22 protein-coding genes are annotated in these 24220 nt (G+C 64.2%); 15 read left to right on the top strand and 7 right to left on the bottom strand.

What is annotated here, in order from left to right; genetic code table 11:
- Nucleotide 1: 1 nt before the first annotated feature.
- The 7 genes from ABIA30_RS00110 to ABIA30_RS00080 are packed head-to-tail and all read left to right on the top strand — an operon-like array spanning nucleotide 2 to nucleotide 8358.
- Complete coding sequence (locus tag ABIA30_RS00110) at nucleotides 2-814, top strand: enoyl-CoA hydratase/isomerase family protein (protein ID WP_370060941.1); 813 nt, start codon at nucleotides 2-4, stop codon at nucleotides 812-814.
- A complete protein-coding gene (locus tag ABIA30_RS00105) occupies nucleotides 811-1596 on the top strand; it encodes an enoyl-CoA hydratase/isomerase family protein (RefSeq protein ID WP_370060940.1) in 786 nt (261 codons plus the stop codon). The genes ABIA30_RS00110 and ABIA30_RS00105 overlap by 4 nt, the downstream gene beginning before the upstream one ends.
- Nucleotides 1596-3014, top strand: a complete 1419-nt coding sequence (locus ABIA30_RS00100; RefSeq protein ID WP_370060938.1) for a class I adenylate-forming enzyme family protein — start codon at nucleotides 1596-1598, stop codon at nucleotides 3012-3014. Before ABIA30_RS00105 ends, ABIA30_RS00100 begins: the two co-directional genes overlap by 1 nt.
- Nucleotides 3011-4531: a class I adenylate-forming enzyme family protein gene (locus ABIA30_RS00095; protein ID WP_370060936.1), complete on the top strand. Its 1521-nt coding sequence runs from the start codon at nucleotides 3011-3013 to the stop codon at nucleotides 4529-4531. Before ABIA30_RS00100 ends, ABIA30_RS00095 begins: the two co-directional genes overlap by 4 nt.
- On the top strand, nucleotides 4524-6059 hold the full coding sequence (locus tag ABIA30_RS00090; protein WP_370060935.1) for a class I adenylate-forming enzyme family protein: 1536 nt from the start codon (nucleotides 4524-4526) through the stop codon (nucleotides 6057-6059). The genes ABIA30_RS00095 and ABIA30_RS00090 overlap by 8 nt, the downstream gene beginning before the upstream one ends.
- Nucleotides 6056-6874, top strand: a complete 819-nt coding sequence (locus ABIA30_RS00085; protein ID WP_370060933.1) for a mycofactocin-coupled SDR family oxidoreductase — start codon at nucleotides 6056-6058, stop codon at nucleotides 6872-6874. Before ABIA30_RS00090 ends, ABIA30_RS00085 begins: the two co-directional genes overlap by 4 nt.
- 2 nt (nucleotides 6875-6876) lie before the next feature.
- Entirely contained in the window at nucleotides 6877-8358 is a 1482-nt protein-coding gene (locus ABIA30_RS00080; protein WP_370060931.1) for a class I adenylate-forming enzyme family protein, read from the top strand.
- On the opposite strand, the gene ABIA30_RS00075 is transcribed toward ABIA30_RS00080, so the two are convergent.
- Nucleotides 8303-9544 carry a glycosyltransferase 87 family protein gene (locus ABIA30_RS00075; protein ID WP_370060929.1) on the bottom strand — a complete coding sequence of 414 codons (1242 nt, stop codon included), beginning with the start codon at nucleotides 9542-9544 and terminating at the stop codon, nucleotides 8303-8305. The two genes, ABIA30_RS00080 and ABIA30_RS00075, sit on opposite strands and share 56 nt — an antisense overlap.
- 146 nt (nucleotides 9545-9690) lie before the next feature.
- On the opposite strand from ABIA30_RS00075, the gene ABIA30_RS00070 reads away from it, so the two are divergent.
- Nucleotides 9691-10269, top strand: coding sequence for a TetR/AcrR family transcriptional regulator (locus ABIA30_RS00070; RefSeq protein ID WP_370060927.1), 579 nt, complete (start codon nucleotides 9691-9693; stop codon nucleotides 10267-10269).
- Nucleotides 10270-10294: 25 nt separating this feature from the next.
- Here the strand turns inward: ABIA30_RS00070 and ABIA30_RS00065 are convergent, their stop codons facing one another.
- Genes ABIA30_RS00065 through fabG form a run of 4 tightly spaced genes read right to left on the bottom strand, consistent with a single transcriptional unit; the run spans nucleotide 10295 to nucleotide 14169 of the window.
- Entirely contained in the window at nucleotides 10295-10981 is a 687-nt protein-coding gene (locus ABIA30_RS00065; RefSeq protein ID WP_370060925.1) for a GntR family transcriptional regulator, read from the bottom strand.
- Nucleotides 10965-12158, bottom strand: a complete 1194-nt coding sequence (locus tag ABIA30_RS00060) for an acyl-CoA dehydrogenase family protein (protein WP_370060923.1) — start codon at nucleotides 12156-12158, stop codon at nucleotides 10965-10967. The genes ABIA30_RS00065 and ABIA30_RS00060 overlap by 17 nt, the downstream gene beginning before the upstream one ends.
- Nucleotides 12155-13423 (bottom strand): acetyl-CoA C-acetyltransferase, encoded by a 1269-nt coding sequence (locus ABIA30_RS00055; RefSeq protein ID WP_370060921.1) that lies wholly within the window; start codon nucleotides 13421-13423, stop codon nucleotides 12155-12157. Before ABIA30_RS00055 ends, ABIA30_RS00060 begins: the two co-directional genes overlap by 4 nt.
- Nucleotides 13423-14169 (bottom strand): 3-oxoacyl-ACP reductase FabG, encoded by a 747-nt coding sequence (gene fabG, locus ABIA30_RS00050; protein ID WP_370060919.1) that lies wholly within the window; start codon nucleotides 14167-14169, stop codon nucleotides 13423-13425. Before fabG ends, ABIA30_RS00055 begins: the two co-directional genes overlap by 1 nt.
- Nucleotides 14170-14268: 99 nt before the next feature.
- On the opposite strand from fabG, the gene ABIA30_RS00045 reads away from it, so the two are divergent.
- A complete protein-coding gene (locus ABIA30_RS00045; RefSeq protein WP_370060917.1) occupies nucleotides 14269-15474 on the top strand; it encodes an acyl-CoA dehydrogenase family protein in 1206 nt (401 codons plus the stop codon).
- A 57-nt stretch (nucleotides 15475-15531) separates the two neighbouring features.
- On the opposite strand, the gene ABIA30_RS00040 is transcribed toward ABIA30_RS00045, so the two are convergent.
- On the bottom strand, nucleotides 15532-15984 hold the full coding sequence (locus ABIA30_RS00040) for a MaoC family dehydratase (protein ID WP_370060915.1): 453 nt from the start codon (nucleotides 15982-15984) through the stop codon (nucleotides 15532-15534).
- A gap of 378 nt (nucleotides 15985-16362) precedes the next feature.
- Here ABIA30_RS00040 and ABIA30_RS00035 point away from each other — a divergent pair, with 378 nt between their 5' ends.
- A complete protein-coding gene (locus ABIA30_RS00035) occupies nucleotides 16363-17079 on the top strand; it encodes a hypothetical protein (RefSeq protein WP_370060913.1) in 717 nt (238 codons plus the stop codon).
- Nucleotides 17080-17464: 385 nt separating this feature from the next.
- Nucleotides 17465-19357 (top strand): putative bifunctional diguanylate cyclase/phosphodiesterase, encoded by a 1893-nt coding sequence (locus ABIA30_RS00030; protein WP_370060911.1) that lies wholly within the window; start codon nucleotides 17465-17467, stop codon nucleotides 19355-19357.
- Here the strand turns inward: ABIA30_RS00030 and ABIA30_RS00025 are convergent.
- Nucleotides 19354-20130, bottom strand: a complete 777-nt coding sequence (locus ABIA30_RS00025) for a hypothetical protein (RefSeq protein WP_370060909.1) — start codon at nucleotides 20128-20130, stop codon at nucleotides 19354-19356. The genes ABIA30_RS00030 and ABIA30_RS00025 overlap by 4 nt on opposite strands.
- A 178-nt stretch (nucleotides 20131-20308) precedes the next feature.
- Here ABIA30_RS00025 and ABIA30_RS00020 point away from each other — a divergent pair, with 178 nt between their 5' ends.
- The 4 genes from ABIA30_RS00020 (at nucleotide 20309) to ABIA30_RS00005 (ending at nucleotide 24034) form a co-directional block, all read left to right on the top strand.
- A complete protein-coding gene (locus ABIA30_RS00020) occupies nucleotides 20309-20974 on the top strand; it encodes a ScbR family autoregulator-binding transcription factor (RefSeq protein WP_370060907.1) in 666 nt (221 codons plus the stop codon).
- 74 nt (nucleotides 20975-21048) lie between these two features.
- On the top strand, nucleotides 21049-22281 hold the full coding sequence (locus tag ABIA30_RS00015; protein WP_370060905.1) for an acyl-CoA dehydrogenase family protein: 1233 nt from the start codon (nucleotides 21049-21051) through the stop codon (nucleotides 22279-22281).
- Entirely contained in the window at nucleotides 22282-23406 is a 1125-nt protein-coding gene (locus ABIA30_RS00010; protein ID WP_370060903.1) for an acyl-CoA dehydrogenase family protein, read from the top strand.
- 175 nt (nucleotides 23407-23581) lie between these two features.
- Nucleotides 23582-24034 (top strand): TetR family transcriptional regulator, encoded by a 453-nt coding sequence (locus tag ABIA30_RS00005; RefSeq protein ID WP_370060901.1) that lies wholly within the window; start codon nucleotides 23582-23584, stop codon nucleotides 24032-24034.
- Nucleotides 24035-24220: the final 186 nt, after the last annotated feature.

Genomic DNA, 24220 nt, shown 5'->3' with positions numbered 1-24220 from the left:
CATGAGCGCTGGCCCGTACGACACCATCGGGTATGAGGTGGACGGCCACAAGGTGACCATCACACTGAACCGTCCGCAGGCGCTCAATGCCCTGAGCCCGCACATGGTCGGCGAACTGCGCGCCGCATACGCCGAAGCCGAGGCCGACGAGGGCATCTGGACCATCATCGTCACCGGGACCGGCCGCGCCTTCTGCTCGGGGGCCGACGTCGGCGAGATCCCCGCCGATGGTCGGGTGATCTACGAACGCCCGTACCTGTCGACCTACGACCAATGGGAGGCACCGCAGGAGGGCACTCCGCCGTATCGGCGGATGGCCAAACCGGTGCTGGTGGCCGTCAACGGAATCTGTTGCGGCGCAGGACTTGACTGGGTCACCACCGGCGACATCGTGATCGCCTCCGAGCAGGCGACGTTCTTCGACCCGCACGTGTCCATCGGCCTGGTTGCCGGACGCGAGGTGGTCCGGCTGGCCCGGGTATTGCCTCGCTCGGTCGCGCTGCGCATGGCCATCATGGGCAAGCACGAGCGGATGAGCGCGCAGCGCGCGTACGAGTTGGGCATGATCACCGAGGTCGTCGAGCCTGACCGGCTCGCCGAACGCATTCACGAGATCGCCGACATCGTCAACTCCAACGCGCCCCTTGCTGTTCGGGGCACCCGCCTGGCCATCCACAAGACCTTGGACCTGCCGCTGGGCGATGCCGAGATCCTCGCCGAGACCTTCCGGGAGCGGGTGGTCCGCACCGACGACGCCAAGGAGGGGCCGTTGGCCTTCATGGAAAAGCGTGCTCCGAACTGGCAGTGCCGATGAGCGACTACCGAACAATTCTCCTGGAAGTCGATCGTGATGCGCACGTCGCGACCATCACCTTGAACCGGCCCGAGCGGCTCAACGCATTCAACCGCACCATGTGCGAGGAGATGGCGCGCGCCTGGCGGGCGGTCAAGCTCGACGATGACGTACATGCCGTGGTGCTGCGCGCCGCCGGTGACCGGGCCTTCAGCGCCGGACTGGACATCAAAGAGTCCTACGGCCAGCCGGACAACATCTGGAACCATGAGGATCCGGGCGAGGCGCTGAGCCCCAAGTGGCAGAAGATGTTCAAGCCGGTGGTCTGCGCGGTCCAGGGCATGTGCACGGCCGGCGCGTTCTACTTCGTCAACGAAGCCGACGTGGTCATCTGCTCGGACGACGCCACCTTCTTCGACTCGCACGTCAGTGCCGGGTTGGTCAGCGCACTGGAACCGATCGGTTTGATGCGCAGGATCGGGCTGGGCGAAACCCTGCGAATTGCCCTGAGTGGCAACAGCGAAAGGGTCGCGGCACAGACCGCCCTGCGCATCGGGCTGGTGACCGAGATCGTGGGTAAGGCAGAGCTGTGGGGCCGGGCGCACGAGATCGCCGCGAGGATCGCCGGCCATCCGCCGTCGGCCACCCAGGGCACCGTCAAGGCCATCTGGGAATCCCTGGACAAGCCGTACCGCGCCGCACTGGACCAGGGCCTGATCTATACCCGGCTGGGAAACCCCATCGGCCAGGCCGATATGGCTGCCCGACCCCCGACCCCGGAACAGACGCCGAGGATCCGTTGATGGTCCACCGGCTCTCCGCACGGATCTCGACTGTTCTGGATCTCGAACCGATTTCCCCCGCAATCGAATTCGAGAATCAGTGGGTCACCTGGGGCGAGCTGGCCGATCGCGCACGGGAGATCGCCGGGAACCTGAAGGACCGCCCACAGGTCGGTGTACTGCTGCGCAACACCCCGCAGCATGTGGCCGCGGTGCTGGGTATTCTGTCGGCCGGCGCGACGCTGGTGGTGGTGAACCCGGCCCGCGGCGACGACCGGGTCAAGGCCGATCTGGCCGCACTCCACCTGCCCGTCACCATCGGCGACACCGCAGACATCGCCGCCGTCGCGCCGACCATCGGATCATCGGCCACAACGATCGATACGCTCACGGTGGTCGTGGCAGCCGTACCAGGGCCCATCGAATCACGGCCGGGTGTCGCGGTGCGGATGCTGACCAGTGGCACCACCGGCACACCCAAGCGCATCGACCTGACCTACGGCATGCTGGCGCACAGTGTGCTCGGACCGGAACCGACGGCAACCCGACCCGGGATCGCCATCGTGAACGCTCCCCTGGTCCACATCGGCGGCATCTACCGGGTACTGCAGAACATCTGCGAAGCAAGGGCTTTCGTGCTGCTGCCACGCTTCGAGCTGGAAAGCTGGGCAATGGCGGTCCGCACCCACCGCCCCAAGGCCGTGTCCTTGGTCCCCGCGGCATTGCGCACGGTGTTGCACTCCGATCTGACAGCCGACGACCTGTCCGGCGTCAAGGTCGTCACCTCCGGTACCGCACCATTGTCCGCCGAAGATGCGGACGCCTTCACCGAGAAGTTCGGCATTCCTGTGCTCACCTCCTATGCGGCAACAGAATTCGGCGGCGGCGTGGCCGGGTGGACCTACGCCGACCACCAGCAGTTCTGGCATACCAAGCGTGGCAGCGTGGGACGCGCCAGCATGGGGGCGCAGCTGCGGGTCGTCGATCACACCGGCGCGGTAGTCGACGCCGGTGAACCGGGGCTGCTGGAAGTCAAAGCGGGACAGCTCGGACCGGGGACCCCATGGCTGCGTACCACCGACCTCGCCCGGATCGATGCCGACGGATTTCTGTGGATCCTGGGCCGCGCCGATCAGGCCATCATCCGAGGCGGATTCAAGGTGATGCCTGACGACGTCCGCAGCGCGCTGGAGAGCCATCCCGATGTGCAAGGTGCCGCGGTGGTGGGCCGGGCAGATCCGCGACTCGGTGAGACCCCGGTGGCCATGGTGGAGCTGCGCGCAGCGGTCAGCGCTGACGAGTTGTCCGGCTACTTGCGGAACCGGTTGGCGCCGTACGAGATTCCCACCGAGATCGCAGTCGTGGACGCCATCCCCCGCACCCCTTCCGGCAAGGCAGATCTGACCGCGGTGCGGGTGCACTTCGGATCGAGCACATGACCGATACCGTGGCGGCCGTGCTGGCCGCCCAGGCCCGCACTCGTGCCGAGCACCCCCTGCTGATCTGCGACGAGGACCGGATCAGTTACGCGCACGCCCAAGAGCGATCGGCGCGGCTGGCCCGCGCCCTGGTGGCCCTCGGCGCCGGCAAGGGCACCCACGTCGGGTTGTTGTTCGCCAATGGCAGCCCATTCGTCGTGGCGGCGTTGGCTGCCGCCCGGATCGGCGCGATCGTCGTGCCATTCAGCACGTTGGCCACCGCGCCGGAGTTGCGCCGTCAACTGGCCCACGGGGATGTCCGCATTCTGCTGGCCGCGTCGTCGTATCGCTCTCACGACTACCGCGCACGCCTCGCCGACGCCCTCGACAGCCAGCTGCCGGAACTGCGCGAGGTGGTGTTCGACCTGGATGGACTGGACACGTTGGCCGACTCCGTCGCCCCCGAGCTGCTGGCCGCACTGGAGGCCGACGTCGATCCGTGCGACCCGCTGGCCATCATCTACACCTCCGGGTCGACCGGAACGCCCAAGGGGGTCATACACACGCACGGCGCACTGCTCGGACACCAGCGGAACCTCAACCAGATCCGTGGGCTGGCCGCCGACGATGTGCTGTTCTGCAACTCACCGTTCTTCTGGATCGGCGGATTCGCGTTCGGGCTGCTGGCCACCCTGACCGCCGGGAGCACGCTGGTGTGCTCCAACGCAACCGATCCAGCGCGGACCCTGGAACTCCTCGAATCGGCAAAGCCCACTGTTTGCAACGGTTTCGCGGCGACGGTGACCAAACTCGCCGAGCATCCGAGTTTCGCCACCTGCGACCTGTCGTCGCTACGTCGGGGCAATCTGTACCCCATCATGGCGCCGGACTGTCGACCGGCCGACCCCGAACTGCGGCACAACATGCTGGGACTGACCGAAACCGGCGGCACCGTGTTGCTCAGCTCCGATGAGTCCGACCAACCCGAACATCGTCGCGGTTCCTTCGGTAAGCCGGCCCCGGGCTTCGAGGTCAAGGTCGTCGGACCGGACGGCGAACCCGTGCCGGCCGGCGATCCCGGCGAATTGTGTTTCCGCGGCCCATATCTGATGCAGCGTTACCACCGCCGCAGCCGAGAGGACTCCTTCGATGCCGACGGTTGGTTCCATACCGGCGACGCCGTCTGCGCCGACCTGGACGGGTTCCTGTATTTCCTGGGTCGCAGCACGGCCATGATCAAAACCGCCGGAGCCGATGTGTCCCCCGTCGAGGTGGAAAACGCCATTGCTCGGGTCGGCGGCCTGACCGCCCATGTGGTGGGCCTGCCCGATCCCGATCGCGGCCAGGTGGTCGCCGCCGTACTGGCGCTGCGCGATGGTCAATCGGTCGATGAGGGGGCCCTTCTGCGGGAACTGGCAAAAGAGTTGTCGTCGTACAAGATTCCGCGCCGTTTGATCACCGTCGCCGAAGCTGACATCGCGGCGCTGCCCAGCGGCAAGGTCGACCGGTGGCAGTTGCGGGAGCACTTCGGTGACTGACACCATCGACACCCTGCTGCGGTTACGCGCCGAGCAGCAGCCCGACAAGACGGCATTCGTCGATCCAGATGTCCGGATCAACTATCACCAACTCGATTCGGCCACCACGGATCTGGCTGCGGCATTGGTGCGGCTGGGCGCCGGCAAGGGAACGCGGGTCGGATTGATCATGCCCAACGGCGTGCCGTGGGTACGGATCGCGCTGGCGGCCACCCGGATCGGCGCAGTACTGGTGCCGCTCAGTACGCTGCTGACACCCGCCGAACTGACCGCTCAGCTCAAGGTGGCATCGGTCCAGCTGCTGATCGCGGTCGAGGAGTTCCGCGGCCACCGTTATCTCGATGACCTTCCCCGCCGGACGAATACGGACCTACCGGCCTTTAGACAGGTCTGCACCACCGAGCAGCTCGCAGCAGGTTCGGCCGACGAAGCCGCCCGCAGTGTGGTGAGCGCCATGGGTAGGGCGGTGAGCCCCAGTGACCCGCTACTCGTGATGTTCACCTCGGGCAGCAGCGGAATGCCCAAGGGCGTCAAGCATTCTCACGGCAGCGCACTGGCCGCGGTCCGTTCCAGCCTAGGTCCACGATGCATCGATTCAGACACCCGGCTGTACCTGCCGATGCCGTTCTTCTGGGTCGGTGGCTTCGGCGCTGGAGTGTTGTCGGTGTTGCTGGCCGGCGCCACCTTGGTGACCGAACCCACCCCGCAACCCACCACCACGCTGCGGCTGCTGGAACGCGAGCGCGTCACCCTGTTCCGCGGCTGGCCCGATCAGGCTGCAGCCATGGCCCGCGAACGTGATTCGATCGGCGTTGATCTCTCGACGCTGCGGCCGGGCAGCTTGGCAGCCCTGTTGCCGGCCGAGCATCGCTCACCGCCGGGCGCCCGGGCGAACCTGTTCGGGATGACCGAATCGTTCGGACCGTACTGCGGCTACCGCGCCGATACCGACATGCCCGAATCTGCCTGGGGCAGTTGCGGTCGGCCGTTCGAGGGCGTGGACATTCGCATCGTCGACACCGAAACCGGCGCACCGCTACCCGAGGACGCAGTCGGTGTGATTCAGGTTCGCGGGCCGCACATGCTGCGCGGTATCTGCCGTCGCAGCCGCGAAGAGGTGTTCACCCCGGACGGCTACTACGCCACCGGGGATCTCGGCAGGCTCGATGACGAAGGCTTCCTGTTCTACCACGGCAGATCCGATGACATGTTCAAGGTCAACGGCGCCTCCGTCTATCCCAGCGAGGTACAACAGGCGCTGCGCAGCATCGACGGTGTGCATGCCGCGTTCGTGACGAATGTTCCTGGCATGCAGAGCAATCGGGTAGGCGCCGCGGTGGTGGGCAGCGCGGCCCCAGATCAGTTGCGGACCGCTGCACGCGGCCTACTCAGTTCGTTCAAGGTCCCGACCGTATGGCTGATCCTGGACGACGACGATGCAATACCCCGCGGCGGGACCGGCAAGGTTAACACCGCCGCGCTACGTGAAATGCTTGTGCAAACAACCGGATCCCAGGAGCAGATATGAGCCGACTGACCGACCGCGTCGCCTTCATCACCGGCGCTGCCCGCGGCCAGGGACGGGCCCACGCGCTGCGGATGGCCCGCGAGGGCGCCGACATCATCGCGGTGGACATCTGCGACAAGTTGCCGGACTGCGTCCCGTACAACCCTGCCACCGAGGACGACCTGGCCGAGACGGTGAGATTGGTACAGGAAACCGGTCGACGCATCCACTCCGCGATCGCCGATACCCGAAACCTGGAAAGTCTGCAGCAGGTGGTCGACGAGGGAGTCGCACAGTTCGGCCGGCTGGACATCATCGTGGCCAACGCCGGTGTGTCGGCCCCACAGATCTGGCACGAGATCACCCCCGAGTCCTTCCGGGACGTCATGGAGATCAACGTGACCGGCACCTGGAACGCCGTGATGGCCGGCGCGCAGCACATCATCGACAGCGGCCGCGGTGGCTCGATCATCCTGATCAGCTCCGCGGCCGGAATCAAGCTGCAGCCGTTCATGGTGCACTACACCACCAGCAAGCATGCTGTCACCGGGATGGCCAAGGCCTTCGCCGCCGAGCTCGGCAAGCACGCGATCCGGGTCAACAGCGTGCACCCGGGGCCGGTGAACACCGACATGGGCACCGGTGACATGGTTGCCGCGATCGGCCATGCGACAGAAAGCAATCCGGCACTGGCGAACATGCTCACCCCGTTCCTGCCGACCTGGATCGCCGAACCGGAAGACATCGCCGACACCGTCTGCTGGCTGGCCGGCGACGAGTCACGCAATGTGACCGCGGCGCAGATCCCGGTGGACCAGGGCTCCACGTCCTACTGACCATGGCCGCAGCCGAGGTGTTCGCCGCCAGACTCGCCACGGGCCTGGCCGGCTACGGCGATCGCCCGTTCATCGAATTCGACGGGCGGTGGTACTCCGGCAACGAGATCGCCGCGATGTATCGGCGCATTGAGAAACTGTTGTGCGGCAACGGGGTCGGGTCCGGCGAGCCCGTCGGTGTGGTGGTACGAAACCGGGTACCACACGCCGCAGCGATCCTCGGGTTCATCGCCGCCGGCCGGCCGGTGGTGATGATCTACTCGTACCAGTCCGCGGCCGGGATCGCTTCCGACATCGCCGCGTTACACCTGCCTGCGGTGATCGCCGACGAACAGGACTGGACCGGGTCGGTGGTGGCGGCGACGAAGGTTGCCGGCTCGGCATCGATCTCGTTGTCGCTCAACGCGATCCAAGTCATCGGCGCTCGTTCCCACGCTCCCGCGCTGACGGCCGAATCCGGCATTCACATCCTGACCAGCGGCACCACCGGCGCACCCAAACGAATACCGATACGCACGGCGGTGCTGCAGCACACGGTCGACAGCATCACCCACGCGTCGGCACCGGAACCGGACGGTCCACCGGATGTGGTGTTCTGGCCGTTCGGCAGCGTCGGCGTGTGCCAACTACTGGCCGCGCCGTTCGTCGGCAAGCGGATGGTGCTGCTGGAACGGTTCACCGTCGCCGACTGGGTACGAGCGGTGCGCACCTACCGGATCCGGCGCAGTGGGGTGCAGCCGGCGATGGTCCGAATGCTGCTGGACGCACCCGATGTGTCCGCAGCAGATCTGTCGTCATTGGAGTTCATCGTCGGTGGCTCCGGCCCTCTGGAATCCGCCACCCGCGAGGAGTTCGAGCGGCGATTCGGCATCCCGGTGCTGTGGGCCTACGGCGCAACCGAATTCGCGGGATCGGTGTGCTCGTGGACACCCGATTTGTACCGGAGGTACGGCGCGGCCAAGCCCGATAGCTCCGGCCTGCCACTGCCGGGTGTGCAGGTCCGCATCGTCGACCCCGCCACCGGTGCGACACTGCCGAGGAACACCCAGGGACTGCTCGAGGCGAAGGTCGAGGTGATGGGTCCGGAGTTCATCCGCACCACCGACATCGCCTCGGTAGATGCCGACGGTTTCGTGACCATCCATGGCCGCTCCGACGGTGCGATCAACCGCGGCGGGTTCAAGATTCTCCCCGAAGCGGTGCGCCGGGTACTGCTGACCCATCCGGCGGTTCGTGATGCGTTCGTCGTGGGCGTGCCAGACCGCCGACTCGGTCAGATACCGTTCGCCGCGGTCGAATTACGCTCGGAAGCAACATTACCCAGCGAGAATGATCTACGGCAGCTGGTGCGCGCGGCACTGCCCAGCCACCACGTCCCGGTGGCAATCGCGGTTGTCGAGGCCCTCCCGCGGAACGCCGCGATGAAGGTCAGGCCCGACGCGGTCGCGGCGCTGTATCGGCAGACTCCTGCCGAGTCACTGTGATGGTGACAACGCAGACGAGCACGAAGAGCAGCGGCTGATGTGCCACCGCAAGCAGCTTGTCGAATTTCGTCATGTGATCGATGGCGGCATTCAAGGCATCGACGTACGTCGGATAGCTCGCGCCGAATCGGGTCGCGGTGCGATACAGCCAGGCGTTGAACCACATGAAGACCGCAAGGTAGATCATCGTTGCCACAGCGGCCCAGAGCCGGCGAGAGGTGCCCGTGCTACGAATAACGCGATCGATGGTGACGGCCAGTAGCGGCACGGTCCACACCCAGTGGTGACCCCACGCCAAGGGAGGCACGGTGCATGCGAGCAGCCCGACGATAGTCACCGCCAGCAGTCGCTGACCGCTGAGTTCGGCGCGATACGCGGCGTAATAGCCGCACGCGGCCACCAGCATGACCCCAACCAGCCACCAGAGCGTCGGCATCGGTGCGGGGGCCCACAACGTGGCCAGCACTCCTCCGATCGAGAAATTGCCAGGATGATCCAGCGGACCGATTCGGTCGATCTGGAACATCGCATATGACCAATATTCCGCGGAGTCAGCAGGCAACAAACACCACGTGAGCAATACGGTCGTGGCCGCCGTCGAGGTCGCGGTGATCGCGGCGCGCCATTGTCGGGTGATCAACAGGTAGGGCACGAAAACTACAGCGGTCAGCTTGATTCCGGCGGCGATTCCGACCGACCATCCCCGAAGACGGGCCCCGCGGGCGCGGGTGAGGTCCCAGATGATGATCGTCATCAGCACAAGATTGACCTGGCCCTGCCACAGCGAGCCACGTACCGCTTCGATATCGAGTGCGACAACAGCACCGGCCACACTCACGATCGCGAGTAGCCAATCCCGCCGGTAACCCAACACGGTCGCGCAGCGCCATATCGTCGCGATCAATGCAAGGAACGACACCGCCATCCAGACTGCCTTCGCCACCGTGAAATTCACCAGCGCCAATGGCACGAACGTCACCGCGGCGAACGGCGGATAGGTGAACCAGCCGCCGCCGGGAAGCTCCCGGGTATACACGGCAGCGCCGTGCACCACTTGCAGAGCGCCGTGTCGGTAGATGTCGAGGTCACCACCGTTGGTCAGCAGGCCCATGTGCGAGCCCGCGGTGAACGGCTCGATCCATTGCTGAATCAGCAGCGCTGCCAGCGCGGCCAGCCAGGAAACCATGGCGCATCGTCGCGATATCGCGGGTAATCCCCTGCTATCACGACTGTTTCGGCTACCGATCGGCTCATCCCGAGGAGACTGCCACGCGGACGTTGTGGGGAACGGCACCTTATAACTCGTATCTGAAACAAGTGTTACAGTCAAGCGTGCCCCGGCCTTTCGACCACTCGAAGCGTGAGGAACTGCTCACCGCCACCGGCGCCGTACTGGCGCGCACCGGTGTCGTCGATACGTCTCTACGTGAGCTCGCTTCGCACCTGAACACCAGTGCGCGAATGCTGGTGTATTACTTCGGGAGTAAGGAGCAGTTGATTCTGGAGGTCCTGGCGCGTCAACAACGGGCGGCGATACCCGAGACCGAGGATCTGGACCTGCCGGAGTCTATTGCCGCACACCGGCAATGGTGCTTCGATGACTGGCGTGAGTGCACCCGCGGCGAACGCAGCGACACTCTGCGCGTAGTGCTGCAGGTCTTCGGCGCGGCCTGCGGTGTCGACAGCCCGTACCGCGAATACACCTGGACGACAATGTCTTTGCTGACCCGTAATGCGCAAGCCCGCCTCGAGGCAATCGGCATGCCCAGCCCAGTTGCCGAGACCCGGTCACGCATCGCGCTGACCGCTTTTCAAGGCCTCATCATCGAATACTTCACCGCCGAGGACACCACGATCGTCGATGAGACCTTCCGGCGGTTCGTCGACGAGTTCCTGCTGGCCCCTTGGTGAGAGCACACCGACGGTACTGACTTCCTCAGGCCTGATCGCGGATGACGCCGCGCTCCGCCAGGTGCGCGGTCAGCGGTTCGACACCGACCGTGAAATGCTCGGCCATCGCCGACCGAGCGGCATCGGCGTCGCCGGCCTGCAGCGCAGCGATGACCCGACGATGGTCGCGAATCGACAACTCGGGCCACCCTTCAAGGGTCGGGAACACCGACTCAGGCGCGTAACGCGTTACGCCCGACATGAATTGGGTCAGCTTCGGTGAATCGGCGATCACGTTGATCAGTCGGTGGAACTCATGATTGAGCCGAACCATCCGGTCGACATCGGTCAGCCGATAAGCCAGCTCCAGCGCATCCTGGATGCCGGTCAGCTCGGCGACCTGCGGGGCGGTGATGTTCGTTGCCGCCCGTGCGGCCAGCTCTCCGCCGACGAAGGCCTGCACCATGGCAACGTCACCCAGGTCGCGCGCCGTCACCGCCAACACCATGAAACCGCGTCGGGGATGCTGTACCAACAGGCCTTCGGCGCGCAGATTCAGCAGGGCCTCGCGGACCGGGGTGACACTGACGCCGAGTTCGGTCGCCAGCTGATCGAGGCGCAGATACTCCCCTGCCGGAAAGGTGCCGTTGAAGATCCGTCGCCGAACGAACCGCGCAACATCATCGGAAAGTTGTGCGGGGGCGGCGAATTCGGGCTCAGATGCGGTACTCATGGAGCAGGTTCTTACTGATGATGGTCTTCTGGATTTCGCTGGTGCCTTCGCCGATCAACAGGAACGGAGCGTCGCGCATCAAACGCTCGATCTCATACTCCTTGGAATACCCGTATCCACCGTGGATCCGGAAGCTCTGCTGGGTGACCTCCGCACAGAACTCGCTGGCCAGGTACTTGGCCATCCCGGCGGCGACGTCGTTGCGTTCACCGGAGTCCTTCAGCCGGGCCGCGTTCACCATCATCAGATGTGCCGCTTCGACTTTGGTGGCCATCTCGGCGAGCTGAAACGCGATGGCCTGGTGGTCCGCGATCGGCTTGCCGAACGTCTCGCGCTGTTGGGCATAACGCACCGCGAGCTCGAACGCCCGGATACCCACGCCGCACGCACGAGCCGACACGTTGACCCGACCAACTTCGATGCCGTCCATCATCTGGAAGAAGCCCTGGCCGGGCTTGTCTCCCAGGACATCGTCGGCGCCTGCACGATACCCGTCGAAGATGAGTTCGGTGGTGTCGATGCCCTTGTAGCCCATCTTGTCGATCTTGCCGGGGATGGTCAGGCCGGGCTTGACCTCACCGAAGCCGGTCGGCTTCTCGATCAGAAATGCAGTGAGATTACGGTGTGGCTTGTCTGCGCCTTCATCGGTTTTCACCAGTGCCGCAACCAGAGTCGAGCTGCCACCGTTGGTCAGCCACATCTTCTGACCGGTGATGGCGTATCCGCCGCCGGCGTCACGCACGCCCTTGGTCCGAATCGCCGCGACATCCGAGCCGAGTTCGGGCTCGGACATCGAGAAGGCGCCGCGTACCTCGCCGGTGGCCATCCGCGGCAGGTAGCGCCGTTTCTGCTCATCGGTGCCGTGTTGCCGGATCATGTAGGCCACGATGAAATGCGTGTTGATGACGCCCGAAATGCTCATCCAGCCGCGGGCCAGTTCCTCGACACACAGCGCGTAGGTCAGCAATGATTCCCCGAGCCCGCCGTACTCCTCCGGGATCATCAGGCCGAACAGGCCCATGTCCTTCATCTTTTCGACGATGTGCTGCGGGTAGGAGTCGGAATGCTCCAATTCCTGGGCGTTCGGAATGATCTCCTTGTCGACGAATTCCCGTACGGTGGAGATGATTTCGGCCTGCACCTCGGTCAGGCCCGCGGTCTGGGCAAGTCTGGTCATTTCGCGATCCGTTCGAATATTGCGGCCAATCCCTGGCCGCCTCCGATGCACATGGTTTCCAGCCCATAGCGGCCCTCGCGCAGTTCCAGCTCGCGGGCCAACGTGGCCAGCATCCGGCCGCCGGTCGCACCCACGGGATGTCCGAGCGAAATACCCGACCCGCGTACATTGGTGCGCTCCCAGTCGATGTCCGTGAAGTTCCACTCTCGGGTACAGGCCAAAGCCTGGGCAGCGAAGGCTTCGTTCAGCTCGATCACATCGATGTCGGCAAGCGACAGACCGGCTTTGGCCAGCGCACGTTCGGTGGCGGGCACCGGACCGATACCCATGACATTCGGCGCTACCCCGGCCACGCCCCAGGACACCAGGCGCACCAGCGGCCGCAGGCCCAGCTCGGCGGCCCGCTGCGGGGTGGCGACGATGCACATGGATGCGGCGTCATTCTGCCCGCTGGAGTTGCCCGCGGTCACCGTGGCATCCGGATCGCTTTTTCCCAGAACCGGTTTGAGCTTGCCCAAGGCCTCGACGGTGGTGTCGGCGCGGGGGTGTTCATCGGTGTCGATCACGGTCTCACCGGTGCGTCCGGAAACCGTGACCGGGACGATCTCGTCGGCCAGTACCCCACCGCGCTGAGCTGCGATCGCCCTCTGATGCGACCGCACTGCCAGCGCATCCTGCTCGACCCGGGAGATGCCGTACTGGCGCCGCAGATTCTCGGCCGTCTCCAACATGCCGCCGGGCACCGGATGGTCCTTGCCACCGGCGGTGGTCCGGCCGCGGGCCAGGGCGTCGTGCACCTTCACCCCACCACGCGCGCCGCCCCACCGCATGTCAGTGGAGTGGAAGACCACATTGCTCATCGATTCGGCACCTCCGGCGACGACCAGATCGTTGTTGCCGGAGGCCACCTGCATGCAGGCCTGGATGACGGCCTGCAGCCCCGAGCCGCAGCGGCGGTCGAGTTGCATTCCGGGCACGGTGATCGGCAATCCCGCATCAAGTGCCACCACCCGGCCGATGGCCGGGGCCTCCATCGACGGGTAGCAGTGCCCGAGTATCACGTCCTGCACCGCGTCGACCGGAATTCCGGTGCGCGCCAACAAACCTTGCAGGGCTGCGACGCCGAGGTCGACGGCGGTCAGATCCTTGAACATGCCACCGTAGCGACCGATCGGGGTGCGCACCGGCTCGCAGATGACCGCGGACGCGAGGAGCGATGAGGAATCAGCGGACGCGTGGAGCGAGGACGCCCCAGCCTGAGTCATCAGATATGCCGTCCGCCGGTGATTTCCAGCACGCAACCGGTCATATACGACGACATGTCCGACGCCAAGAATGTCACCACGGACGCCACTTCACTGGGTTCACCGGCCCGGGCCATCGGGATCTCGGCCAACTTCTGGTCCCAAATCCGTTGCGGCATAGCCTCGGTCATGGCCGATCGGATCAGACCCGGCTGCACCGCGTTGACCCGTACCCCGAGGTGGGCCACCTCTTTGGCGGCGGCCTTGGTCAGGCCGACGATGCCGGCCTTGGCGGCCGAGTAATTGGTCTGGCCGATCAGACCGACCTTGCCGGAGATCGACGAAATATTGATGATGGCACCACTTTTCGCCTCACGCATCACATTGGCGGCCAGCCGGGTGCCGTTCCAACAGCCCTTCAGGTGCACGTCGATGACCTGGTCGAACTGCTCCTCGGTCATCTTGCGCATGGTGGCGTCCCGGGTGATGCCCGCGTTGTTGACCATGATGTCGATGGTGGCCGAGCCCCCGAACCCGATTGCCGCGTCGATCAGCGCCTGCACGTCGTCCGCCGAGGTGACATCGCAACGCACTGCTTTGGCCACCGAAGCCCCGCCCAGTCTGATGACGGCCTCTTCGGTCGCTTCCAGGTTTAGGTCGCCCAGCACCACACAGGCGCCCTCGGCGATGAAGCGCTCGGCGATCGCGTATCCGATTCCCTGAGCGCCGCCGGTGATCACCGCAGTACGTCCGTCAAGCAACGCCATGGCCGCCCGCCCTCTCTTGGTCAACTGATCTGCAATATAAAATATGATATTTCTTGCATCAAACCAGCCCGACCCCCGGTTACTCAAGGAGACCCAGGCGTGACCGAACAAACCGTCAGCAACCAGGACTTCCAGGACATCCTCGACGCCACCCGTCAGTTCGTCCGGACCGTCGTCATGCCGCGTGAGCTGGAGATCATGAACGGCAACCGGGTGCCCGACGACATCCGCGACCAGACCAAAGAGATGGGCCTGTTCGGCTATGCCATCCCCCAGGAATGGGGAGGCCTTGGCCTTGATCTGACGCAGGACGTCGAACTCGCCATGGAGTTGGGATACACCACCCTGGCCCTGCGCTCGATGTTCGGCACCAACAACGGGATCGCGGGCCAGGTACTGGTCGGCTTCGGCACGGATGAACAGAAACGGCGCTGGCTCGAAGACATCGCCAGTGGTGACTGCGTCGCGTCGTTCGCCCTGACCGAGCCGGGCGCGGGGTCGAACCCAGCAGGCTTGCGCACCAAGGCAATTCGCTCCGGAAGGCAGGACCGGGGAATCGGTGAAGCCGATCAATGGGTGATCACTGGACAAAAACGATTCATCACCAACGCCCCGACGGCCAACCTGTTCGTGGTGTTCGCCCGGACCCGCCCCGCCGATGCTGACGGCCCGGGCATCGCGGTGTTCCTGGTACCCGCCGACGCCGCGGGCGTCGAGATCGGAGCCAAGGACGCCAAGATGGGCCAGGAAGGCGCGTGGACCGCCGACGTCACTTTCGACGGCGTGCACGTGGGCAACGATGCCCTGGTCGGTGGCGCGGAGGACATCGGCTACCGGGCTGCCATGACCTCGCTGGCTCGCGGCCGAGTGCACATCGCCGCGTTGGCGGTGGGTTCGGCACAGCGTGCCCTCGACGAGTCCGTGGCGTACGCCGCCACCGCCACCCAGGGAGGCACCGCGATCGGCGAGTTCCAGCTGGTCCAGGCAATGCTCGCAGACATGCAGACCGGCGTCATGGCCGGGCGGGCACTCGTGCGCGAAGCCGCCCGCCTGTGGGTCAGCGGCGAAGACCGGCGGCTGGCCCCGTCGACCGCGAAGCTGTTCTGCACCGAGATGGTCGGCAAGGTGGCCGACCTGGCCGTCCAAGTCCACGGCGGCAGCGGCTATATGCGCGATGTCCCGGTGGAGCGGATCTACCGGGACGTACGACTGCTCCGCCTGTATGAAGGCACCAGCGAGATCCAGCGCCTGATCATCGGTGGTGGGCTGGTCAAAGCGGCACAGCGAGCGTCGACACCCCGCTAGCCACGGGTACGAGAAACGGGCCGCCCCAGGCCGGGCAGCCCGCGTCTCGTCACGACGTCAGGCGATGAATCGCACGATCGATTCCACGACCGCTGCCGGCTTGTCCGAGCCCTCGATCTCGACGGTTACGGTTACCGTCGCCTGCGCGGCGCCGTCGAGCTGATCAATTTTCGTGATCTCGCCGCGAGCACGAATATTTGCCCCAATTTTTACCGGCGTTATGAAACGTACCTTGTTGTAGCCATAATTAACGGCCAAGGAAATGCCATCTACTCGGTACATCTGATGCGTGAAATGCGGTAGCAGCGACAACGTCAGCAAACCGTGCGCGATTGTGCCACCGAAAGGACCCGAGGCTGCCCGTGCCGGGTCGACGTGGATCCACTGATGATCGTCAGTCGCCTCGGCAAACATGTTCACCCGGTCTTGGGTGATCGGCATCCACTCGGTCGGTCCAAGTTGGCTGCCCTCCGCCGCGACAAGCTCAGACAGATTGCTGAAGACTTTCACAACTACCCCTCTCAACTGGGCCGCGAGTCGGCACCACCTCTAATACTTGTAGTCGTCCACCGGCGTGCCGCACAATGACCGAACTTTGCCTACCCTTTCAATTTTGCCATGGCCAAAGTTCGCCAAATCTGCTGGCCAAAGCGATTACCAGCAGAAATCAATGTCAAGTTAGTTGCCAGCATGCCCAAAGGCAAAGCACACCATTTGGTTAGTCCTTCACATACGCGTGGATAATTAGACAACTTTCCCCGACTAGCTGGATTCCACTGCCCAACAACCCGGATACTGATTCATCTAACACATTCCATCTCGGATACGAATCAAACAGTCGTCTGTCGCGTGACGTTGCAGTGACTGCATAAACAGAACGGGGCATCGATGTCAGTCGAGTATGTGATCGATGAAGCCAGCGGCGATATCGACTTCATCGAAAACATTAGATGGCGCGACACGGAAACCGGCTACACCGTGGTCATCTCGCAGCCCAGTGCCGACCCCGACCTCTGGAACGGGTACCTGGACGCCGCCCAGCAAAGTTACAGCAAACATGGTGTCGAGTCCGTGGTCGATGCCGCAGAGATCCGGAGCGGTACCGATACCGCGCTGTTCTGGACCATATGGGACGACCGTGACGCCATGATCGGCGGACTACGAGCAAAAGGACCGTTGCTAGGCGCGAACGATTCGCACGCGGTCGTGGAATGGGCCGGCCAACCGGGGCAGGCGGCAGTGCGAAAGATGATCGACGACCGCGCACCTTTCGGGGTCGTGGAGATGAAAACCGCGTGGGCCTCCGACGACCGCCGTCGCGCGCACGGCGTCACCAACCTGCTGGCCCGCACGCCGAACCACGCGATGGCGATTTTGGGTTGCCAATTCGCGATGGCGACCGCCGCCCAACACGTGCTGGAATTCTGGAAAACCGCCGGAGGCGTGGTGGCGCCGATACCGGCCACGCCATACCCTGACCAGCGCTATCGCACGAAGATGATGTGGTGGGATCGCCGGACGATGGTCAAGCACTCCGAGCCTGCCCAGCTGTCGGCGGTGTTCAGCGAGCTCAACCGGATCTCGAGCTTGCTGGTCGCAAGTTGACGACCACCGTCGATTCAGAGCACGCCGCGCGACCCAAACTACTTTCGACCGCAGGCGCCGAACTGATCTGCCGGCAGCCGCGATGGGTGTAGTACCCATAGCGCATCGGCCCCACCCGAACCGGCGACGAATGAGGGTCGGTGCGGCGCTGCCACCACACTTCAGGCGCCAGTCCTCCACGCCCGCAACAACACCGAACATCACGAGCTATCGAGCAAACGCAGACAAGAGCTGGGCCAGCTATGCGACGAGTTCAGCGCACTCGTGACAAGGACCCTGCGGAGTCGCCCGTGCCGACCCTTCGAATATCACCTGCCCAGACACCGTCCGTGTCATGTAGACGAAGCGCTGTTGTTACTAACAGTAAGGGTTAGGCTGGTCGCCAATGCCCACCGATGACTTGCTCCCCTCGCTCGATCGTGTAGTGACGGATGTCGCGACACGGTTGATGGCGGTAGACGCCACGAACACCATTGAGGTGTGCACAGACGTTCTGGAGATGCTGGTCAAACATTTCGGTGTCGACGCCAGTTTCCTCCGTCGCAACGACCACGAAATCGGTGCTTCGATACTCGTCGCGGAATGGCCCGCCCATCCCGAAAGCGCCGACCCAGACCCGCTACAGGTGGTGTATTTCGCCGAAGCCGACCCGATATTCGCCGAAAGCGAAAGCCGGAAGACGTCTTTGGTAGTTCGGCCCAATCTGCAGTCCTACGACTATCAGCGTCGAATTGAAGCAGACCGAAACGTCCCCCAGATATCAATGGCCGCCACGCCGTTGTTGTCCGGGGAAAAGACCACCGGCGCGCTGGGATTCGTCAAGTACGGCGACCGCGAATGGGCCGCCGAAGAGATCAACGCACTCGAGGCCATCGGCTCATTGTTCGCTCAGGCGCAGTCTCGGGTGTCCGCCGAGGAACGACTGCGCCATCTGGCCGAACACGACGACATGACCGGCCTGCACAACCGCCGGGCGCTGCTGGCGTACCTGGACCGACGCCTGCAGCCCGGCCAGCCGGGTCCGGTGACCGTATTGTTCTTCGACCTGGACCGCCTCAAGGCCATCAACGACTACCTCGGCCACGGGGCCGGCGATGCCTTCATCCGCACCTTCGCCGAACGCCTCACCGAGGGGGTCGACGACCGCAGTGTCATCGCACGTCTGGGTGGCGACGAGTTCATCGTGGTGCCCTCCGCACCCGTGACGGTCGCCGAGGCCGAGGTTCTGGCATGCCAACTACAGGATTCACTGCGGCGCCGAGTCTGGATCGATGGGGAAAAGCTGACCCGCGCGGTCAGCATCGGCGTGGCGTCCGGCGAACCCGGCACGGACACCACATCGGACCTGTTGCGTCGCGCAGACCAGGCGGTGCTCAGTGCCAAATCCGCAGGCGGCGATTGCATCTCGGTGTTCAACGACGAGATGTCGCTGGAGTCGACATATCGCAACGACATCGAGTTGCACCTGCAGGACGTCATCGAAAACGGTGACCTACTGCTGAACTACCTGCCGGAAGTGGACATGCGCACCGGCAAGCTGGTGGCCGCTGAGGCCTTGGTCCGGTGGGACCATCCCACCCGGGGGCTGCTCGGACCGGGCGCGTTCATCCCCATCGCCGAATCGATCAATCTGGCAGGCGAATTGGGCCGCTGGGTGATGCGGACCGCATGCGCCGAATTCGCCAGATGGTTGGCCGAATTCCAGGATTCTGAGGCGACCGACGCGGCCGCCGGGCGTGACCACTTTGTGCTGCGCATCAACGTCTCGCCGGTTCAGCTGGTCACCGAGGGCTTCGCCGAATCGGTCTCCGAGATCTTGGCCGAGTTCGGCTTGGAGCGTGGCTCGGTATGCCTGGAGATCACCGAGAACGTAGTGGTTCAAGACATCGACACCACCCGCGTGACGTTGGCAGAACTCAAGGCGGCCGGCGTCCGGGTCGCAATCGACGACTTCGGTACCGGCTACAGCGTGCTGTCCCATCTCAAGTCGCTGCCGGTCGACGTGCTGAAGATCGACCGCAGCTTTGTCACCGATCTCGGCAACAACCCGGGCGACCTCGCGATCGTGCGTGCCGTCATTGCACTGGCCGACGCATTCGGGCTCCAAGTGGTCGCCGAGGGTGTCGAAACTGCAGCTGCAGCAACAACATTGCTGCGACATGGCTGCCACCGCGCCCAGGGATTCCTGTTGTCCCGGCCGCTGCCGGCCGCCGAAATGGCCGCGTTGTTCCGCAAGGGCCGGGTGCCCGTGCGTTTCGACAATGTGGCGACGAACTAGCTCAGCGAGCTGAGCAGCTCCACCCGGACGAATCGGCTGCCAGGGATGCTCACCAGGCAAACCCTGACCTCAGACGACGCCGTTGACAGCGGCACGTCATCCGGCAGCGGGAGATCCGGCGAGAACACCACACCATGGCGGGCCCGGACCGAATACGCACCGTCCGGGCCATCGAGCACGGCTCCGACCGCAGCACCGCCGTCGAACACCAGACGCTGCACCGGGCTGTCCAACGCCACCTCGATGTCACGCGTGTCGACGCCGTCCACCAACGCCTCGAGCAGGTCACGCGCGCTGCCGCAGGCGACATCGCCGACCGGTGCCACCAGGATCTGCCTACCGCCGGCATCGCGCATCTCGCTGACCGTCCATCCCAGCACGGTGCTGAGCAGTGCGCCGGTTACCGACCGCAGGCACTCGACACCCCAGTTCGCGACCCGCGCACCGACAAATGTCGGCACAGTGCGGGTACCGGTTGGGCGCTCCCCTGCCACTCGCGTCGGGATGGCTCCGTCGACCGTGTCAGCAGTGTCAGCCATTTCAAAACCCTCGACCAGAGCTGCCAGGTACTGGGCGGTCTCCTCGTCGTCCACCTCGGTGCACAACCAGGCGCGCAGATCCGCGGCGGGTGCCCCCAGGTCTGTCGGCGGCAACTTCGCGTGCGCGCTCGTGATCATCACCTCGACGCCGGCTTCGTCTGCGGCGATTCCGGCAGCCAATCCACCGATACCCGCACCTATGCACAGCACGTCGACTTCCGTGTCCCAATCCAAATCCGAATTCCCCGCGATGTTATCCCGCCTAATATTCGCAGTGCGTCAATAAATGTCTTGCCCAGCACCGCGATCAGTATTTTACATACCTAAGGAATGGGAAGTTACCGATCACGATCACAGACCCTATGATTCCGCATGGAGCCCATCCCGGGCCGTTGACGGAGGTAATCGACGAATGGCGCGACAATCGCGTTCCGAGGTGACCCGGCGCAAGATCATCGACTCGGCAGTCGATCTGATCAATGAGATCGGTTATCCGGCGGCCGGATTGGCCGACATCATCGAGCGCGCTGAGTTGACCAAGGGCGCCCTTTACTACCACTTCGATTCCAAAGAAGCGCTCGCGACCGTCATCATCGAAGAAGCAATGACGCAGCTGCTCAACGTCTTTCAGGCCGCTCGCGACTCTGGACTACGGGCACTGGAATCACTGATCCTCGGAACCTACGAAACCAGTGACCTTCTGGCGAACAACCGCACGGCCAGAGCCGGAACGCGACTGTTGCGCACTTTCGACGGACTCAATCCAGCATCCAAATTCGCGTACGAGAATTTTTCCGTCCAGTTCGGGGTCGACATGCGGAAGGCTGCAGAACAAGGCGATCTGCGCAGCGACATCGATCTGGATCAGGCCACCGAATCCCTGGTTGCGGCGACACTCGGCATCGAGGTGCTGTCCAGCGCGCTGACTAGCTGGACTGACATGCACACACGCTTCGACGGATTGTGGAACATGGTGCTCCCGGCCATCGTCACTCCCGAGTCGCTCGACGGATATCTGACATTCCTGGCGACGATGTCCACCCGGACGACGAGCCCAGCAGAACCCGACGCGCCCTAAAACTCACATCGCTAACTAAGTTCACTGTCTTATTGCTAGCGTGCATACCGGCCCGAGCAATAGGGAGAATCGGTATGGACCTCAACTGGTCAGCGCGCGACCTCGCATTCCGCGACGAAGTACGCGCATTCCTGCAGGACAAGCTCACACCGGATATTCAGCAGGCGGGTCGCTTGATGACCAGCGTCTACAGCGACCACGAAGCGAGCTTGGCCTGGCAGCACATCCTGCACGAACGCGGTTGGGCAGCCCCGGCCTGGCCGGTCGAGTACGGCGGCTGCGATTGGAGCTTGACGCAGCACTACATCTTCAGCCGGGAATCGATGCTGGCCGGCGCCCCACCCCTATCGCCTATGGGCATTCGGATGGTGGCCCATGCGATCGTCGCGTTCGGCACCCAGGAGCAGAAGGATTACTTCCTGCCTCGAATCCTGACCGCCGAAGTGTTCTTCTGCCAGGGGTACTCCGAACCCGAGGCTGGTTCGGACCTGGCCGCGCTGTCCATGGCCGCTGTCAGCGACGGCGACGATCTGGTGTGTACCGGCAGTAAGATCTGGACCACTCACGCCGCCGAGGCCAATTGGATCTTCGCCCTGGTACGTACCACCCGATCAGCCAAGAAACAGCAAGGCATCACGTTCGTATTGATCGACATGGCTACGCCGGGCATCCAGATCCGGCCGCTGGTCATGACCTCCGGCGAACAGGTCCAGAACCAGGTGTTCTTCGACGAGGTCCGGGTACCCAAGAGCAACGTGATCGGTCAGATCGATGACGGCTGGACTGTCGCGAAATACCTGCTCGAGTTCGAGCGCGGCGGCGGTGCCAATGCACCGGCACTGCAGGTGCTGGCCGACGAAATCGCCACTGCAGCGGCGCAGTCACCCGGCCCGGACGGTGGCCTGCTACTCGACGACCCCGCGTTCTCCCGCAAGCTGGCCGATGCCCGGATCCGCACCGAAGTCCTCGAAATCCTGGAATACCGTGTGCTAGCGGCACTTTCGGGCGGCGGACATCCCGGCGCGGCATCGTCGATGCTCAAGGTGCTGTCGACCGAGTTGAGCCAGGCGCTGACCGAGCTGGCCATGGAGGCCGCCGGACCTTACGGCCGCGCATACCAGCCGCATGCCACCCGACCCGGCGGGCCAGTGGCCGAATTCTCCCCTCCCCCGGACGGTTATGTGGGCGGAGAACCGTGGCAGGCGGTCGCGCCTTTGCGCTACTTCAACGACCGAGCCGGCTCAATCTACGCGGGCAGCAACGAGATTCAGCGCAATATCCTCGCCAAAGCAGAACTGGGGCTGTAGATGGACTTCACATTTTCCAAGGAACAGGAACTGCTTCGCGACGGCTTGTCCAAGTTTCTGGCTTCGCGCTACGGGCTGGAATCGAGCAGGGCCGCAGCCAAAACCGGTCGCGGATGGCAACCCGAGATCTGGCGGTCGTTCGCCGACGAGCTCGGCATCCTCGGTGCTGCATTGCCGGAAGAATTCGGCGGCATCGGAGGCGGGCCGCTGGAAGTCATGCTGATAGCCGAAGCCCTCGGCCAGGCGCTCGTCGTCGAACCCTATGTCGATACCGCGGTGGTGGCCGCCGGCCTGCTACTGCGGTCCGGTGACGCTACAGCGCATTCGGTTCTGGAGGAAATCGCTTCCGGCACAGCAATTGTCGCACTGGCCGCGGCCGAAGTGCAGTCCGGTGACCGATGGAAGGATGTGCAGACCACTGCCGTCCGCAACGGCGACGGCTGGGTGATCAGCGGCTCGAAAATCATGGCAGTCAACGCACCGCTGGCCACCCACCTACTGATCACCGCACGGACCGAGAGCGGGATCTCACTGTTCCTGGTCGACGTTGCCTCGCAGCCTGCTGGTCTGACCATGCACACCTACCGCACCGTGGACGATCGCCGAGCAGCAGATCTGCAGCTACAGGATCTGCACCTGCCGGGCGACGCGCTGCTGGGCGCCGAAGGCCAAGCCTGGCCGTCGATCGCACAAGCACGCGACGAGGGCGCAGCAGCAGTATGCGCCGAGGCTGTCGGCAACATGCGAAAAGTCCTGTCCGACACCGTCGAATACGCCAAGCAGCGGCAACAATTCGGCCAGCCGATCGGCAGTTTTCAGGCACTGCAACACCGAATGGTCGACATGCACATGGAGCTCGAGCAATCGATCTCGGCGGTCTACCTGGCGGTGCTGAACCTGACCTCGGACCCGCACACCCGAGCGCGGACGGTTTCGGCGGCCAAGGCAACAGTCGGCCGCGCGGCGCGATTCATCGGCCAGAACGCCGTGCAGCTGCACGGCGGCATGGGGATGACCGAAGAACTCGCCATCGGACACTATTTCAAGCGGCTCACCGCCGTTCAGTACGAGTACGGCTCCACCGACTACCACGTGACCCGGTACACCAAACTCACTCGGGGGTGACGGCCGTTCCGGCATGAGACCTGTACTGGACATATGTCCGGTGCTGATGAATCGAGTGATGCACTGAATTGATGCCGCCCGGTAGCAGATTAGACATCTGTCGGCAAACATAGCTTCAATAGGTCATTTTCAGGTCGGCGTTGCGACTCCAATAAACCGCAGCTAATCTGGACACATGTCCAGATTGACCATGGCATATTCCTGCGCCAACCCGTCTGGGCCGCGTACATCCACCCAGCCAACCGACACCGCCCTCACCGAGCGATACCTTCAACAGCTCTCACAGCTCCCACTGACCGTCGACCCGTCTTCGCCTCCACACGAACGGGTGGCCGAGCAGTTGGCTGCCGCCATGCGAATTCTCCGGGATGAGCCGCGACTGGCTGCGGCCTGCACCCGATCGCTGCTGAGTGCCGACGATCCAGTTGCCGAGGTTCGGTCCCGCATCGGTTCCGAGATCCACCGGCGAGTGACTGCAGCCCTGGGCACCGGCGCCTGGCCCGAGGTCGTCACCACGCTCGAGACGATGTTCTGGGGCATGCTGATCCAGGCTCATACACAGTCGATGGACTACGCGACCACGGCCGCCCGGTTGGACACCATGGTTTCGTTGGTTCTGACCGACTGAGTTCAGCGCCCGCATAGCTGGGCCAGCCCGGTCCGCGGGAGTGAGCGCACACGGACCCACCAGCGCGGCCGATCTGCACGCTGTATCAGCTTGTGGGACTGTCTGTTTCGTCATCGTCGTTGCCTTCTATCGGGTAGAGGGTGGGGTGGTGGTATTGGTTGGTGCGGGGTTGGCCGACGTCCAGTA

It is taken from the genome of Mycobacterium sp. MAA66, from assembly GCF_041261665.1.
Classification (GTDB): domain Bacteria; phylum Actinomycetota; class Actinomycetes; order Mycobacteriales; family Mycobacteriaceae; genus Mycobacterium.
The sequence above is the reverse complement of the archived record's forward strand: the minus strand, read 5'-3'. Positions and strand labels throughout refer to the sequence as shown.